15 protein-coding genes are annotated in these 16,324 nt (G+C 47.3%); 9 read left to right on the top strand and 6 right to left on the bottom strand.

Translation table 11 applies throughout. The annotated features are described in order from the left end of the window. Positions 1-124: 124 nt before the first annotated feature. The 6 genes from M3661_RS01400 to M3661_RS01375 form a co-directional block, all read right to left on the bottom strand. Positions 125-1,333, bottom strand: coding sequence for a cytochrome P450 (locus tag M3661_RS01400; RefSeq protein ID WP_251481574.1), 1,209 nt, complete (start codon positions 1,331-1,333; stop codon positions 125-127). Then, a complete protein-coding gene (locus M3661_RS01395; RefSeq protein ID WP_065292338.1) occupies positions 1,317-1,862 on the bottom strand; it encodes a PadR family transcriptional regulator in 546 nt (181 codons plus the stop codon). The genes M3661_RS01400 and M3661_RS01395 overlap by 17 nt, the downstream gene beginning before the upstream one ends. 113 nt (positions 1,863-1,975) lie before the next feature. Further along, the gene (locus M3661_RS01390; RefSeq protein WP_251481571.1) at positions 1,976-2,689 is read right to left on the bottom strand and encodes a GNAT family N-acetyltransferase; all 714 of its coding nucleotides are present in this window, start codon (positions 2,687-2,689) and stop codon (positions 1,976-1,978) included. 257 nt (positions 2,690-2,946) lie between these two features. Beyond that, the gene (locus M3661_RS01385; RefSeq protein WP_021257338.1) at positions 2,947-3,078 is read right to left on the bottom strand and encodes a DUF4023 family protein; all 132 of its coding nucleotides are present in this window, start codon (positions 3,076-3,078) and stop codon (positions 2,947-2,949) included. Between the two features lie 98 nt (positions 3,079-3,176). Continuing rightward, a complete protein-coding gene (locus M3661_RS01380) occupies positions 3,177-3,548 on the bottom strand; it encodes a hypothetical protein (RefSeq protein ID WP_251481568.1) in 372 nt (123 codons plus the stop codon). Between the two features lie 422 nt (positions 3,549-3,970). Further along, positions 3,971-5,179 (bottom strand): MGDG synthase family glycosyltransferase, encoded by a 1,209-nt coding sequence (locus tag M3661_RS01375; RefSeq protein ID WP_251481564.1) that lies wholly within the window; start codon positions 5,177-5,179, stop codon positions 3,971-3,973. A gap of 317 nt (positions 5,180-5,496) precedes the next feature. Here M3661_RS01375 and M3661_RS01370 point away from each other — a divergent pair, with 317 nt between their 5' ends. The 9 genes from M3661_RS01370 (at position 5,497) to ahpC (ending at position 16,314) form a co-directional block, all read left to right on the top strand. Then, positions 5,497-6,201, top strand: coding sequence for a response regulator transcription factor (locus M3661_RS01370; RefSeq protein WP_142544928.1), 705 nt, complete (start codon positions 5,497-5,499; stop codon positions 6,199-6,201). Positions 6,202-6,210: 9 nt separating this feature from the next. Further along, positions 6,211-7,146 carry a sensor histidine kinase gene (locus tag M3661_RS01365; RefSeq protein WP_251482109.1) on the top strand — a complete coding sequence of 312 codons (936 nt, stop codon included), beginning with the start codon at positions 6,211-6,213 and terminating at the stop codon, positions 7,144-7,146. A 246-nt stretch (positions 7,147-7,392) separates the two neighbouring features. After that, the gene (locus M3661_RS01360; RefSeq protein ID WP_065292345.1) at positions 7,393-8,316 is read left to right on the top strand and encodes an ABC transporter ATP-binding protein; all 924 of its coding nucleotides are present in this window, start codon (positions 7,393-7,395) and stop codon (positions 8,314-8,316) included. Next, the gene (locus M3661_RS01355) at positions 8,309-8,998 is read left to right on the top strand and encodes an ABC transporter permease (RefSeq protein ID WP_251481561.1); all 690 of its coding nucleotides are present in this window, start codon (positions 8,309-8,311) and stop codon (positions 8,996-8,998) included. The genes M3661_RS01360 and M3661_RS01355 overlap by 8 nt, the downstream gene beginning before the upstream one ends. 375 nt (positions 8,999-9,373) lie before the next feature. Beyond that, complete coding sequence (locus M3661_RS01350) at positions 9,374-10,777, top strand: cytochrome ubiquinol oxidase subunit I (protein ID WP_021257330.1); 1,404 nt, start codon at positions 9,374-9,376, stop codon at positions 10,775-10,777. After that, positions 10,764-11,780, top strand: a complete 1,017-nt coding sequence (cydB, locus tag M3661_RS01345; RefSeq protein ID WP_251481558.1) for a cytochrome d ubiquinol oxidase subunit II — start codon at positions 10,764-10,766, stop codon at positions 11,778-11,780. The genes M3661_RS01350 and cydB overlap by 14 nt, the downstream gene beginning before the upstream one ends. Continuing rightward, entirely contained in the window at positions 11,780-13,510 is a 1,731-nt protein-coding gene (gene cydD, locus M3661_RS01340; RefSeq protein ID WP_251481555.1) for a thiol reductant ABC exporter subunit CydD, read from the top strand. Before cydB ends, cydD begins: the two co-directional genes overlap by 1 nt. Beyond that, a complete protein-coding gene (gene cydC, locus M3661_RS01335; protein WP_251481552.1) occupies positions 13,507-15,270 on the top strand; it encodes a thiol reductant ABC exporter subunit CydC in 1,764 nt (587 codons plus the stop codon). The genes cydD and cydC overlap by 4 nt, the downstream gene beginning before the upstream one ends. 480 nt (positions 15,271-15,750) lie before the next feature. Continuing rightward, positions 15,751-16,314, top strand: coding sequence for an alkyl hydroperoxide reductase subunit C (ahpC, locus tag M3661_RS01330; protein ID WP_021257326.1), 564 nt, complete (start codon positions 15,751-15,753; stop codon positions 16,312-16,314). Positions 16,315-16,324 lie beyond the last annotated feature (10 nt).

The following is a 16,324-nucleotide window of genomic DNA, read 5'->3' as shown; positions in this document are numbered from 1 at the left end:
TGATAGAAATGCAACGGGGCGTATTGACTTCTGTAAGTTCATTTAAAAAATTTGTCGAATTTGCTAAAAATACGGCGATAGATTTCTCTTGTTGCGGAAAGGTGGAGTTGGAGATGGAAATGGACTATCCATGAATTCGGATCGGTAGGCTGGAGAGTTTGTGGCTGTGATCAGGCATATGCTCGTCAAGGTAGAAGGTCTCCGATGCGGAAGCGAAAGGGAACCGCTTGACGAAGGATGTTATCGCATATTCTGCCTCCAGCCGGGCAAGTGGTGCGCCAAGACAGAAATGATGGCCGCTGCCGAAGGTCAAATGCTTGTCGTTGCCTATGCGATGAATATCAAATTTCTCTGGATGGGCAAATTGTCTGTCGTCCCGATTCGCGGAACTCATCCAAGCGATCACGATCTGCCCCTTCTTCATAGGCGGGCCGAACACATTCGTATCCTGCGTGATTGTACGATCAATGGAGATGTGGAACCGGTGGCGCAGTGTTTCGTCGATCGCTTGCGGGGCAAGCTCAGGATGTTGGAGCAGCTCTTTATAAGCAGACGGTTGATCATAGAGCAGACTATAGAAACTATTCGTAATGAGTGTAGTTGTCGTTTCATTTCCGGCACCCAAGAGGCCGATACCAGTTCTTGCGATTTCCTCATCGGTCAATCGGCTTCCTTCGTATTCTGCCATGGTCAGGTCGGACAAGATGTCATCTTGAGGGTGTGCTCGTTTCTCCAAAACAAGGGGGAGTAAATATGCTGAGAATTCTTTAATGGCAGTGTCTTTTTGAAGCTTCTGCTGCTCAATGCTCCCCCGATGATGGCCCATGAACAAAATGTTGGACCAGTGTTTGATCTGTTCCCAATCCCGTGACGGCACGCCAAGCAGGTTGGCAATTACGGTCACAGGCAGCGGGACAGCGTATGCCTTCACAATGTCCACCGTGCTCTGTGATTGCATGTTGTCAAGTAATCCATCGACGATTGCTTGAATTTTCGGCTTCCACTGATCCAAGCTGCGTGGAACGAATGCTTTGGCAATAAGCGCACGGCGCTTCCGATGTATCGGAGGATCCGAGAGGGTCAGGCTGATACCGCTGTTATCCCTCGGAACGGGGACGATACTACGGTCGCGTACGCTGGAGAAGAGTTGATGATCCGAGAGAACTCGTTTTGCATCCTCATAGCGGAATACATTCCACACATCCTGCTCTGCGTCGTAATAGACAGGGTTCTTTTCACGCATATGCTGGAACCAGGCATACGGATTCCACAACTGCTCTTTCGTTTTGAACCCAGTAATCTCATGAATAAAAATTTCACCCTTTGTTTTCAATTGATTTACCTCCTCCGTAATTGTATAGCTGGTCGTTAAGAGTTTCGATCCAGTTCAGTTCGTCTCGAAGCTTCTTGATCAGGAATTGAAACGTGCTCATGGCGAAAGGTTTGCCTTCGGTGAGTGACTGTCCTTGGGTAATGATTTCGAGTTGGCTGCGAAGATAATCGGTTCGGGCGTTCAAAATCGCCTGCTGTTCGGGAAGCTGCAAATAATCGAACAAACTAACGCGAACAATGAATTCATTCTCATGAGCTGCAAATTCCGGAGGGAATTCCCGCAGCAGCTTATGGAACATTTTTTTTCCTAACTCAGTAATGGCATACATGTGGCGGGAAGGCTTCCCAGGCCGGGCGTCCACTTCTTTTGTAATGGCCCCCATCTGTTCGAACTTGCGAAGGGAGGGATAGAGCATATTGTTGTTGACACGGATGGTGTCAGCGAACAGACGCTCCAACTGCTTCTTTACCTCATAGCCGTGCTTGGGCTTAATCATGAGATGATGAAGCAACAATATATCGATGTACATATGTCCTCCTGTTCGTATATAAATTAGAGCATAGGTTATTTTAACCTATGCTCAGGGATAATTGATCATATGCGGCTTAGTAAATGTAAATACATGTAAAAAGTGTGAATTATCTATTTGTCGGGACGATACACCATGCAGTATTGTTGGGATACGCTATTCCCGGGCATTGGGATTGTATCCACCACTTCGAATCCATAATGTCCATACAAGGAAATGTTGCTCGGGTTATGTGTCTCCAGCGTGCAAGGAATGCCACGCGCATCGCACTCAGAGAGCAAGGGCCTCATCAATTGGCTGACGAAACCCTGGCCGCGGCATTGCGGCTGCACGACAAGCATGTCCAAATGGATATAATCCTGCTCGTTCAGTTCGGATATCCAGGCGGAGCTCATGGAGTTAAGCGTTGACAGTCCACGTAGAAATTGATGGAAGCTGATATAACGGCACATGGGGATTGATTTGATAATTGCACAAGCAATTCGGTACAAGTACTGTGCATGTGAGAACCGGGACACTCCTGTCCGCTCAGAGCGGAACACGAGGGCAACGGCTTCAAGCCGTTCGGACGTTGCATACAGGTCGGCTTCCTCATACAGCATGGCAATATAGTTGCGGAAGAAGATGATGAGCACCTCAAGGCGGGTTGTCCGCTCCGGAAGCATATGCTCATATAGCGGGTCATCCATAAAGCCTTGCGCAAGGACGACGGCAGCTTGGCGGACATCTCTGCGGCGTAGTTTTACGTAGCTGGGTTCGGAAGTTCTGTTCGTTGTAACGTTAGCGTGACTTGCTCTTGAATTACAAATGGTTCCACCTCGGATCATGATTCAATGTAAATAAGGCTCCACGTTAGGCTTTCTTTGCTTGTTCATTTAGTCTGTCGAATTTCGGAAACCCCCTGTCTATCGTACTGCTGCACATTCGTCTAAGTCAACGCATGCGCCCGTCCTTCTGTTTGGCGTTGTAGATAAAGTTAGAGTATGCAGGATGAATGATTCCCCTATATAGTAAACAAGCCGTGCAGGATTCCTTACCGCGATTGAATGCGGCTTCGGGATCTTTTGCGCGGCTTTTCTTTTTTTTATTTGTTAGTGCTGTGCTGCTTTCCCGGCAAGCTTGAACCCGGGTTGCCTTCGCCATGGCGCTGCTGGTTGCGCTTCGCCTTCTGCTGGTCTTCATGCAGTTTATCCACGAATTGCTTGGTGTCTTCCATTGAACAGATCCCTCCTTGTTAGGCATTCCTTGATACTATAACCGGTTGAAGGGAAAATCATGTCCACATAAGTGGGATTTATTGAATTGTGGCTCCTGTTACTTGTTCCGCTTTATCAAGTAGATGATGCCTAAAATAGCGGCATAGGTATAGGTGAACACCCTTGAAGTCATTTTCATGGTTTCATCATCGGTAAATAGTTGGATGAAAAAATTAATGCCCAGAACGATGCCGAAACCGATGTAAACGCCGTTGTAAAATTCCGAATAAATTCCCTTCGATTTTTGCGCTTCGTCTGGTTGTTGCCTATCGTCCTTTCTCTTTAGAAGGATTATCAAAATAAAGAAATATAAAATGGCGCTCGAAACGGCAATGTCTTTTATGAGTGGATTGGGATTGAAAAGGTAAGCGAAAATGGCAAATGCTACGATGACCGCCAACAGAATGTAATTGACTGTAGTTTTTTTCAATTTAAATCACTCCTGTTTGAGCCGATCCGAATTTCGTTGAAGTGGAAAGAGCTCTTGCTGCAATTGCCGGTGGAACTGTGAAGTTCGTGACAAAAGTGCAGGAAACCTACAAAGTGGCCAAAGGAATGGGCTTGTCTACGATGGAGGCTATCAAAATGGGTGTGTAAGAGCGGTGAGGTCTATTTTTATTGGATCAAATCACACTCCCTTCTTTTTTACTAGATCATATTATTACACTGTCTCTATATGACTCCTAACAAATTTCGTGAAAGATAGAATCTGATGGTTACTCATATGATATGTGATCGTGCAGTATAAAGCAAAATGCCAGGTGCATGGCTCTAAAAAAAGAGCTATTCTGCTTTATACGTAGTATAAAGCGAATAGCCCTATGCGGTAGGTGAAGAAAGCAAATTGAAAAGTTACACAATTGTCTCGTTCAGCCATTGGTCCATTGTGTGGCGTCGCGATAAGGAGTATCTCTGGGCATTCACGATCGCATCCATCGCATGGAATGGGGAACGTGGAGCCTCTTCTTGCGCGCGCTCTCGCATCCATTGCAGTGTCTCCGGATGTCGGGAGAAGATCGACAACTGCGCAACCAATTCTTCTGCATCCTCCGCACAGCAGGCAACCCCACTGCGCAGCAAGTAGCGAATGTTATCCTGTTCTTGACCAGGAAGTGGCTTATAGACGAGCAGTGGCAGCTGTTGGACAACTGCCTCGGAGGTAGTAACACCGCCGGATTTCGTAATCATTAGGTCGGACATCGCCATATATTCGTGCACAGGCTTCACATAGCCTTCAATACGAACATGCAGCGGGCTGGATTCGGCCCAGCGTTCTAATTGTGAACGAAGCTTATCGTTGCTGCCACAAATGATGATAAATTGCATATCCTGTGCCCATCCAGCTTGCTCAATGACATCCAACATGGATGGATCCATCAAACCGCAGCCACCACCCATCAGAAGAACGGTCAGCTTGGAGGAATCAAGTCCGTACTTCTTGCGCAGTTCTGTCTTCGAATAGGATTCATAGAAGGCTGGACGAACCGGAATTCCCGTCACCTGAATGCGGGATTGAGGAACACCCTGCTCAATCAATTGCGTCCTGGCATCTTCAGAGCCAGCTAAATATAAATCTGTATAGGGATGCAGCCAGAAGCTGTGATCTGTATGGTCAGTAATGACCGTGACAGCTGGGCAATCAATCATGCCGCGCTCCTTCAGCTTCGATACTGCTGCACTGGCAGCAGGGAACGTACTGACAATGACAGTTGGCTTCATCTGCTCTACGAGCTTTATCAGCGGGCGCAAGCTTGTGAAGCGAACTCCCTTCAATAATTGTGCAAGCTTGCGATCCTTGCGAGTCATATTGAACAAGTACCCGTACATGCTAGGGAACAGCTTCACCCATTGTACGAAGCAATACGTGCCGACACTGTGCAAGTGAGGAGATACCTGCTCCATATAATCAACAACGTGTACATCTGCTTCTGTACCGTACCAGCGTTCAGCCGTTTCTTTAATTGCTTGTGCAGTCTGCATATGGCCGTGGCCAATCGAGCCTGATAGTACAAGCACCTTCGCCCTGCCCGGTGTGGACGGTGCTTCCATCCGTTCGAACATGTTCATAACACTCCTTCGCCGTAGTTGAGTCTTCGTCTATATATTCGATTGCGCTGAGCTGCCAATCGTTTCCTTGTTATCTGGTACTAATATCGTATCCTAACTCCTCATTCATGAAAATGGCCCTCAGTTCGGTTATATCCTAGACCTGAGTCGGGCATGCTGTCCGGACTCTATTCCAGTTCTATCCGCTATTGGTCCTATTTATGGGGATTTTCAGCTTTTTTTATTACTTACCTTTTCCAATGGGATTTGACCCAAAATTAAGTAATTGTTCTATAATGAACGAGAAGGTCTGAGAAAGGTGTGAGTCTGGCATGCAGCATAAGCTGTTGATCGTAGAAGATGACGCTTCTATTGTAGAAATGGTATCGGATTATTTGAGTAGGGAAGGATTTTATGTAGTGACCGCAACCAATGGTGAAGAAGGCATGGCCAAGTTCACCTCTGACACATACGATATGATGATTGTCGATCTGATGATGCCGAAGCTGGATGGGTTTGAGATGATTAAGCTTGTTCGAGAGCGGAGCGCAATCCCTATTCTCATTATGTCCGCGAAGGACAGCGATGTAGACAAGGCACTCGGACTTGGCTTCGGCGCAGATGATTATATCGCGAAGCCCTTCTCGATGATAGAGATCTCTGCGAGAATCAAGGCGGCAATTAGACGCGCTACGAAGTACGTTCAGATCGATACGGTGAAGCCGATGCCCGAACAGAACGTCATTCAGGCAGGTCAACTGCTAATCGATCTTGATAATTATCTTGTACAGAAGCAAGAAGAAACTATGAAACTCACTTCCAAAGAATTCGATATTTTAAAGTTATTCGTAACCAACCCGAATCGTGTGTTCACAAAAGCACAAATATATGGATTTGTATGGAACGATGAATACTATGGCGATGAAAATGTCATTAACGTTCACATTCGCCGGCTGCGGGAGAAGATTGAGGACGATCCGTCGAATCCTATCCATATTAAGACCTTGTGGGGGATTGGCTACAAGTGGGAAGGTTGAGCAATGATGATAACGGGCCTTTTATCTATATGTATGGTAATCCTGTTGATCGTAGTCTACACGCAGCATGTGAATCATTCAAGACGAAATAAGCAATTAACAGAAATTCAAAAGAAGTTGGAACATATTCATCGGACACAATCTGCCGAGAAGCTTCTGCTGTTTACGGATGATAAGCAGATTATTGGGGTCATTGAGCAAATAAATGAATTACTGGTCGATCATGAGAAGGCACTGGCGAATTACGCGAAGACGGAGATCGCGATGAGGAAGATGATATCGAACATCTCTCATGATCTGAAGACCCCGCTTACTGTTGTACTTGGTTACTTGGAGACGCTGAATCTGAGCAGTGAGCGCATTAGTGACGAAGAACGGAATCGCCTGCTCACACGGGTGCATGGCAAGACGGTAGAAGTGATCGAGCTTATACATACCTTTTTTGATTTAGCGAAGCTGGAATCTGGGGACAAGCATGTCGAGCTGACTCGAGTCGATATGAGCGAGCTATGCCGCAAGAATATTCTCCAATTTTATGAGCGGCTTACAAAGAAGGGGGTCGAGGTTGATATTCAGATTCCGGAAGCCTCTCTCTATGCGAGGGGAAATGAAGACGCACTGGATCGCATGCTGAACAATCTCATTTCCAATGCCATAGAGTATGGGGCTGATGGCCGTGTGCTGGGCATAGCCCTGCGCAGTGATGATACGCATCTATTCGTAGATGTATGGGATCGTGGCAAGGGGATTCCTGAACAGCACCAAGACCGTGTATTTGAGCGCATGTATACATTGGAGGATTCCCGCAACAAAAATTACGAAGGCAGCGGATTGGGGTTAACGATCACGAAGCGGCTCGCTGAATCAATGGGCGGTTCGATAGAACTTCATAGTAAGCCGTATAAGAAAACGACTTTTACAATTAAGCTCCTGCGAATATCTTGAGGTATTCTACGAGAAACCGATTGGTGCTGGCTGAGAATGAATAGACGGTTCAGGTCTATTATCGTCGAAGGAAGGGTTACAAGGTTCGAAGAGATTTGCTGTGCTGTAACCAGTATGGCACTCTGCGGACCTTATTTGTATGTCAAGACGGAAAGAACGTAAGGAATTCGTAAGGATTAGGTAAGAAATAAGAAATAGCTCATCGATACAATGAGGATATCAGAAGAGATGAGAGGGGTAAATGAAATGACCTTCCTTATACGGACGCATCGTTTGACGAAGAATTATCAGGGCAAAGATGTCGTATCGAATGTGAGCATGAATATTAAGAAGGGCGAGATATACGGATTCCTTGGCCCCAATGGCGCGGGGAAGACGACGATTATGAAAATGATGACAAATCTCGTGCAGCCAACGAGCGGTGAGATTGAGATGTTCGGCGAGAAGATGACGCCCTCATCCTATTCCTTGCTATCTCGCATGGGAACGATTATTGAGCAGCCGATCTTCTATGATCGCCTTACTGCGCAAGAGAATCTGGAGCTTCATTGCGATTACATGGGCTACCATAATAAGCAGGCGATTGGGGAAGCATTGGAACTGGTAGGGCTGAACGGCATTGAACGCAAGCAGGTGAAGGACTTCTCCCTCGGGATGAAGCAGCGTCTAGGCATCGCGCGGGCCATATCGATCAAGCCAGAGCTGTTGCTCCTGGATGAGCCGATCAATGGTCTTGACCCAATTGGGATTAAGGAGATACGTGACCTATTCAAGAAGCTGTCACGCGAGTTCGGCATTACGCTCTTGATCTCCAGCCACATCTTAGGGGAAATGGAGTTGGTTGCGGACACGATCGGTGTCATTAACCATGGGGTGCTGTTGGAGGAAGTGCCAATGGAGCGGGTCCGGGCGCAGCAGTCTGAATTCATTGAGGTCATCACTGATAATGCGAGCAAGGCAGCCTATGTGCTTGAAGAAGTCATGCATATTTCGAATTTCCGCATTACAGACAATCGGATCATCCGTATCTATCAATCGGGGGTGTCTCAGCAAGATATTACGAAGGCATTTGTTATGAACGATGTCATGGTTGAGTCTGTCCATAAGAAGCATCATTCCTTGGAGGATTACTTTATGAAGCTGTTGAATGGAGGGGCTGCTCGTGAATAAGCTCATTCGACTGGAACTGAAGAAATTCCGGTTTGCTACCTATATACGTACGGCCATGTATGTCACGATCGGGATTTTCCTCTTTATTCTGCTTGGAATCTATGGAGATACAAGCGATATCGCGTTCCATGATATATCCGAGGTATTCAGTATCATCGATACGTTTGTGAAGGTAGCCTTCATTATTACGGCCTCGGTATTGCTAAGCCGAATGGTTATTGATGAGTTCAAGAGCAAGTCTATAACGGTCATGTTCATGTACCCGATTCCACGGAAAAAGCTCATGACAGCTAAGCTGATCATTGTGGTCTTGTACACCTTCATTGCCATTATTCTATCAAATATTGTACTAATCAGTGGATTCCTCTTATACAATTCTTATGCGCACACTGTACCTGGCACGGCGACAATAAGTATGGTCGCGCATCAAGTGACAACTAGTGTTATCAACTCTTTAGCAGCCAGCTGCTTAAGTCTGATTCCATTATGGTTCGGCATGCGCAAATATTCAGCGGCGGCGACCATTACGAGCTCCATTCTAATTGCAGGCTTTCTAGGCTCGTCGACTGGCGGATTTACTCTGTGGTCCATTATTGCAGTGCCATTTGCTTTTGCTGCGCTCGGTGTAGTGATTGGTTACTTGACGATTCGCAAGATTGATACGATCGACCTGTATAAATAAAAATAGATGCAGTGAAATACATTGTTGTGACAGCAATGTGACATGCCCAAATTCGTGACAAATTTCAGAATAACTTTTGGTAAAAAGGTGCAGCACACTGCGGGCTGCTTGTAAAGAGGAAAGAAGGCACAATGTCTTTTTTCTTCTTTTTTTCACTTTTTTTCGACATATTTGTGAAATTCGACACAATGTTCTTATTTTGATCAAGTAATTGCTTTAAAATTGTGATTAATATCACATTGCAGCGTTTCTGTATCTGACAGAATACAACTGGAACATGTAATCAACGTCATTGATCCCGTGTTCGACGCAGGCATTACAGCCTATTCAGCATAGGAATTGAGAGTATAAATAGAAAGGTGGAAGGACAACGATATGTGGGATACGATCTTATTATCGCGCATTCAGTTTGCATCGACGACGATTTTTCACTTCTTCTTCGTACCGGTATCGATTGGTCTAGCATTGCTCATCGCAATGATGGAGACGATGTATGTCGTCAAGGGAAATGAAGAGTACAAGAAGATGACGAAGTTCTGGGGGAAGCTGTTCCTCATTAACTTCGGTGTCGGTGTTGTCACAGGTATTATTCAGGAATTCCAGTTCGGGATGAACTGGTCGAACTATTCTCGCTTCGTCGGAGACGTGTTCGGTGCGCCGCTTGCGATTGAAGCATTGCTGGCATTCTTTATGGAATCAACGTTTATCGGATTATGGATATTTGGATGGGATCGCTTATCGAAGAAGGTGCACTGCTTGTGCATTTGGCTTGTAGCCATCGGTACAACGTTGTCCGCCTTGTGGATCTTGGCGGCGAACTCCTTCATGCAGCGTCCGGTCGGATTCGAGATTAACAATGGCCGTGCGGAAATGAACGATTTCTTCGCGCTGCTGACAAATGGTCAGCTGCTTGTTGAATTCCCGCATACGATTTTCGGTGCATTTGCAACAGGAGCGTTCCTCATCACTGGGGTGAGTGCTTATAAACTGCTGAAGAAGCAGGACGTTTCTTTCTTCCAAAAATCGTTCAAGATTGGTGTTATCGTAGCTACGGTCTCTTCTATTCTGGTTGCGGTTTTCGGTCACCAGCAGGCACAATATTTGATGCATACCCAACCAATGAAGATGGCGGCAAGTGAAGGCTTATGGGAAACAAGTGGCGACCCTGCGCCGTGGACGGTATTTGCAGCAATCAATACAGACAAGCAAGAGAACAGCATGGAATTCAAAGTTCCATACTTGCTTAGCTTCCTATCTTATAGTAAGTTCTCCGGCGAAGTCCGCGGGATGAAGGAATTGCAAGCGGAATATGAACAACTGTATGGCCCAGGCGATTACATTCCACCGGTGAAGACAACATTCTGGAGCTTCCGCATCATGGTTCTTGCCGGAACATTGATGATTCTGCTTGGCATGTATGGCTGGTTCTTGGCAGCACGCAAGAAGCTGGGCAATCCGAATAAGTGGTTTATGCGTTTCATGCTCTATGCAATCTCATTGCCGTTCATTGCGAATACAGCAGGTTGGATTATGACGGAAATTGGTCGTCAGCCATGGACGGTATTCGGTCTCATGCGGACAGAAGACAGTATTTCGCCGAGCGTGTCGGGCGGTCAAGTGCTATTCTCGCTTATCGCATTCTCGACAATTTACACCGTACTTGCTATCGTGCTTGTGTATTTGTTCGTTCGTGTCATCAAAAAGGGTCCGAATGAAGTGTTGAAGGCAGAACATTCGAATGACCCGTTTGATCAGGAGGGACAACATGTTATCTCTTAATGAATTGTGGTTTCTACTAGTTGGAGTGTTATTTGTCGGATTCTTCTTCTTGGAAGGCTTCGACTTCGGTGTCGGCATGTCGACAAAGTTCTTGGCCCGTACAGATGGAGAGAAACGCGTATTAATCAACTCGATCGGTCCGTTCTGGGATGCCAATGAAGTATGGCTGCTTACGGCCGGCGGGGCGATGTTCGCTGCGTTCCCGAACTGGTATGCTACGCTGTTTAGCGGATATTACACGCCGTTTGTCGTTTTGCTGCTTGCATTGATTGGACGCGGTGTCGCATTCGAATTCCGCGGCAAGAAAGAGACAGAACGCTGGAAGAAGTCCTGGGATTGGGCGATTTTCTTAGGAAGTCTGCTTCCTCCATTCTTGTTCGGGGTAGTATTCGCAGGGCTGATTCAAGGCTTGCCAATTGACGGCCAGATGGAAATGAAGGCTGGACTGTTCGATATGGTGAATGTGTATACATTGCTTGGCGGGGTAACCGTTACGGTACTGTGCCTCGTGCATGGCTTGATGTTCACAACGCTGCGCACAATTGGCTCCTTGCAGGAGCGCGCACGTAAGCAAGCGAAGATGCTGCTAGTGCCTTTGGCGGTATTGTTTGTTGCTTTCGGTGCTATGACGTACTTCAAGACGGATGTATTTGAGGTTCGCGGTGGGATCTTAACAGCTGTTGCTGTAGTTGGGGTTATTGTTTATGTGCTCGCTGGTTACTTCATGGCGAAGAAGCGCGATGGCTGGGCATTCGGCATGACGGGCGGAGTTATCATTCTATCGATCGCGTCTGTCTTTATCGGATTATTCCCGCGTGTTATGATTAGCTCGATTGATAAGGCATTCGACTTAACGATTCATAACGCAGCTTCTGGGCAATACTCATTGAAAGTTATGACGATTGTAGCTCTAACCTTGCTGCCATTCGTTCTAGGATATCAAATTTGGAGTTATTTCGTCTTCCATAAACGGCTTCACGAGAAGGAGCATTTAGAATACTAATGGATAAAAATTTGCTCAAGTATGATGGAGCAAGGCCGACGATGTTCATCATTGCCGTCCTTACTCTTGTGCAAACACTATCCATCATAGGTCTGGCAATCAAGCTGGCGGAGGTTATCTCCGCCCTGTTTGCCGGCGCGCCGTTGCAGGAACAAGCCGCAAATATGGGTCTGTTCCTGCTTGCGTTTACCGTCCGTCAAGTGACGACCTTGCTTATGCAGAAGGTAGCCTACAACTTCGCCGAGAAGACAGGGGTAAACTTGCGGCGTCAGTTGATGGATAAGTTGTTCCAGTATGGACCTCGCTTTGCCAAGTCAGAAGGTACGGGCAATCTCGTAACTCTTGTGCTTGAAGGGGTTTCCCAATTCCGCACGTATGTGGAACTGATTCTTCCTCGGATGATGGGTACGGGCATTACGCCAATTCTCATCCTACTCTATGTGCTCACGCTAGATACGGCGTCCGGTATTATTTTGATTGTGACGCTGCCGATTTTGATTGTATTTCTGATACTGGTTGGGCTTGCTGCGCGCAAGCAGATGGATCGACAATGGGAGTCGTACCGCATTTTATCGAACCACTTTGTCGATGCGCTGCGAGGCTTGGAGACGCTTCGCTTTCTGGGGCAGAGCCGCAAGCACAGTGATACGATTGGGCAAGTGAGTGACAAATACCGCTCTGCGACAATGCGTACGCTTCGTGTTGCTTTTCTCTCCTCCTTCGCCCTTGACTTCTTTACGATGTTATCCGTGGCCTCTGTAGCAGTCGGCCTGGGTCTCCGTCTTATTAATGGAGAAATGACATTGGTGACGGGGCTTACGGTGCTGATTTTAGCCCCTGAGTATTTCCTGCCTGTTCGCATGGTTGGCGCGGATTATCATGCAACATTGAACGGGAAAGAAGCTGGAAAAGCAATTGATGCGATCATTAAACATGAAACTGAAGTAGGGGAAAATGCCTTACAGCTTCCGTCCTCTCTTACTTGGACGAAGGACAGCACAATCGCCTTGTCCGGTATAGGTGTGAAGCATGAAGCGGATGGACCGTCTTCACTGAAGGATGTGACGTGTGAGGTGACGGGGCTTCTGAAAGTCGGCATAGTCGGCGAGAGCGGGGCAGGCAAGTCTACGCTCATTGATGTGCTTGGCGGTTTCCTTCGTCCGACATCAGGACAGTTCACCTTGAACGGCGTGGATGTGTCATCGCTTGATGAGGAAGCTTGGCGTCAGCTGACGACTTATATTCCTCAGCATCCGTATCTTTTCAACGTGTCGCTCGCGGACAATATCCGATTCTATGCGCCTGAAGCTTCTGATGAAGAAGTGGATCGCGCCCTTGCAGCCGCTGGTTTGTCTACATTGACTGCTGAGCTGCCAAATGGTCGGGATGAGCTTATTGGCAATGGAGGCCGCTCTCTTAGCGGCGGACAGGAGCAGCGTGTGGCGCTTGCTCGTGCATTCCTGAGCGACAGACCGATTATGATGCTGGATGAGCCTACGGCCCATCTGGATATTGAGACAGAATATGAGCTGAAGCAGACGATGCTATCGCTGTTCGAAGGCAAGCTGGTCTTCCTTGCGACGCATCGCCTGCATTGGATGGAAGATATGGATTGGATTATCGTCATGGATCATGGAAAGGTAGCAGAGGCAGGTACGCACCAGGAGCTGCTTGAACGCCAAGGCGTGTATTACAGCATGTTGATTTCGCAGCAGGAGGGGATATCATGACACGTGAACAGAATCAATGGCTGCGCCCTTATTTGCGGCGCTACTGCGGTCGCTTCGCGCTCATTATTTTCCTCGGCATGCTGACAGTACTGTGCGCGAGTGCGCTCATGTTCACCTCTGGATTCTTGATATCCAAATCAGCTGCACGTCCGGAGAACATCCTCATGGTGTATGTACCGATTGTGCTTGTGCGCACATTTGGTATTGGCAGAGCCGTCGTGCATTATGTAGAGCGGCTTGTAGGTCATGATGCCGTGCTTCGCATCTTATCGAAGATGCGTGTTCGCCTGTACCGGATTTTGGAGCCGCAAGCTTTATTCATTCGCTCCCGATTCCGCACAGGGGATGTGCTTGGCGTGCTGGCAGATGATATTGAACATTTGCAAAATGTCTATGTACGTACTATTTTTCCGAGCATTGTCGCGATTGTAATGTATGCGGCAGGGATCGCAGCCCTCGGCTGGTTCGATCTCCCGTTCGCACTGCTGATGGCACTATATATTGCCGTACTCGTCTTCATTCTGCCATGGATATCGCTATGGTTCACACGTCGGAAGCACCGCCTAATGAAGCAGGAGCGCAGCGGGCTATATCGGAAGCTGACGGATGCGGTACTTGGTATGAGCGATTGGGTCATTAGCGGCCGAGCTCCCCAATTCGTCGATTCGTATGAAGCGGATGAGGCGCGAGTGGCCCGTATAGACCGAGATTTACGGATGTGGGCGCGGTGGCGGACACTCATTGCCCAGTCTGTCGTCGGCTTGACGGTCATTACGATGGTGTACTGGGCTGGCGGTCAAGCGGCTGATGGAAATATGCCTGCCGTCATGATTGCGGCGTTCGGCCTTGTTGTATTCCCTCTAATGGAAGCTTTCCTGCCGGTATCGGAAGCAGTAGAGAAGCTTCCTCAGTATGAAGATTCGTTAGAACGTCTGTCGGGCATGGGAGAGGCGCCTGTGGAACAAACTGTCGGCAGCGCAGCGAATGTGAAGCCAGAACTGCTGCAGCAAGCGCGCGAGTCTACCCATATCCGCTTGGATCAAGTCAGCTTCCGGCATGCAGGATCGGCCTCCTTAACGATTGATGGGGTATCACTTGATGTGCCACAAGGCAAGAAGATTGCGCTTATCGGACGCAGCGGTGCCGGTAAGTCCACATTGTCTACCTTAATTCAAGGTGCGCTTATGCCGGAGTCTGGCAGCGTCATGATCAACAATGTTCGTGCTGACGAGTATGGTGAGCATATCCCAGAGATTCTGTCTGTGCTAAATCAACGTCCACATCTATTCGATACGACAGTGGCGAACAATATTCGTCTAGGCCGGCGCAGTGCTTCGGATGAAGAGATTCGTCAGGTAGCGGAACAGGTTAAGCTGGATACACTGATCGCTTCCCTTCCGAAAGGATACGATACGGCAATGATGGAGACCGGACAGCGCTTCTCAGGTGGTGAACGGCAGCGCATCGCGCTGGCGCGCGTACTGCTTCAGCGTACGCCAGTCGTCATCCTCGATGAGCCGACAGTCGGTCTCGATCCGAAGACGGAGCGGGAGCTGCTGGCGACCATGTTCGAGACGATGAAGGGCAAATCGCTCATCTGGATTACCCACCATCTTGTTGGTGTTGAGCAGATGGATGAGATCGTATTTATCGAAAATGGCCAGGTGGAAATGCATGGTACGCATGCCGAGCTTATGGAGCAATATCCGCGCTACCGCAACTTGTATCATTTAGATCGCCCAGGCAAAGGGTTACTGTAATTTTCATAGCGTTTGAGGTTTTGTGTTTTATGCTTCTATATAGAAGAATTAGAAAAAGTCAGGGTAGCATCAGGGTGAGACTCTGGTGCTATTTTTTCAATATGAGTACTTTCTTTGCTATCGTTCCCGATGTTTTTCGTAAACAGGAAGGAAGATGGACAGGGTGATCGAATTTCTTAATGAAGGAGATTGCTAACGGTTCAAATAGGGTAATAAATAAGTAGCATTGAACTGCAGCTCGGCATTCACCTGAGAATGAGAAATGAATACTTCGCCTTATTTAACAGCATAATGAAGAAGGTATGTCTGAATTACGACCCAATTGAGAAAGAATATCATTTTCATATTATAATTATTATAAAATAGCTTGACAGATTGAATCGTTTAGTTAATAATAATTATTATAAAGTGTGTTACCGAGTGTGTTGCTACCGACATGCTCTAAATAAACCATAAATCAAAGTAGAGGAGATAGTAACTATGTCACTTATCGGAAAAGAAGTACTGCCATTCAAAGCAAATGCATTCCAAAAAGGTCAATTCATCGAAGTTACAGAAGAGAACTTCAAAGGTAAATGGAGCGTAGTGTGCTTCTATCCAGCTGACTTCACATTTGTCTGCCCTACTGAGCTCGAAGACTTGCAAAACCAATATGCAGAGCTGAAGAAATTGGGTGTTGAAGTGTACTCCGTATCCACAGATACACACTTCACGCACAAAGCTTGGCATGAAAGCTCCCAGGCTATCGGCAAGGTTGAATATATTATGATCGGCGACCCATCCCATATCGTATCCCGCAACTTCGACGTATTGATCGAAGAAGCAGGTCTTGCAGACCGCGGTACGTTCATTATCGACCCAGATGGAATCATTCAAGCAGCTGAAATCAACGCTGGCGGCATCGGTCGTGATGCAAGTGCTCTTATCAACAAGATCAAAGCGGCACAATATGTCCGCAACAATCCAGGTGAAGTTTGCCCAGCGAAATGGCAAGAAGGCGGCAAAACATTGAAGCCAAGCCTTGACCTCGTGGGTAAAATCTAAGGAGTGTCCT

Origin of the sequence: Paenibacillus sp. MER 180 (genome assembly GCF_023713665.1) — a bacterium.
Classification (GTDB): domain Bacteria; phylum Bacillota; class Bacilli; order Paenibacillales; family Paenibacillaceae; genus Paenibacillus_B; species Paenibacillus_B suaedae.
The sequence above is the reverse complement of the archived record's forward strand: the minus strand, read 5'-3'. Positions and strand labels throughout refer to the sequence as shown.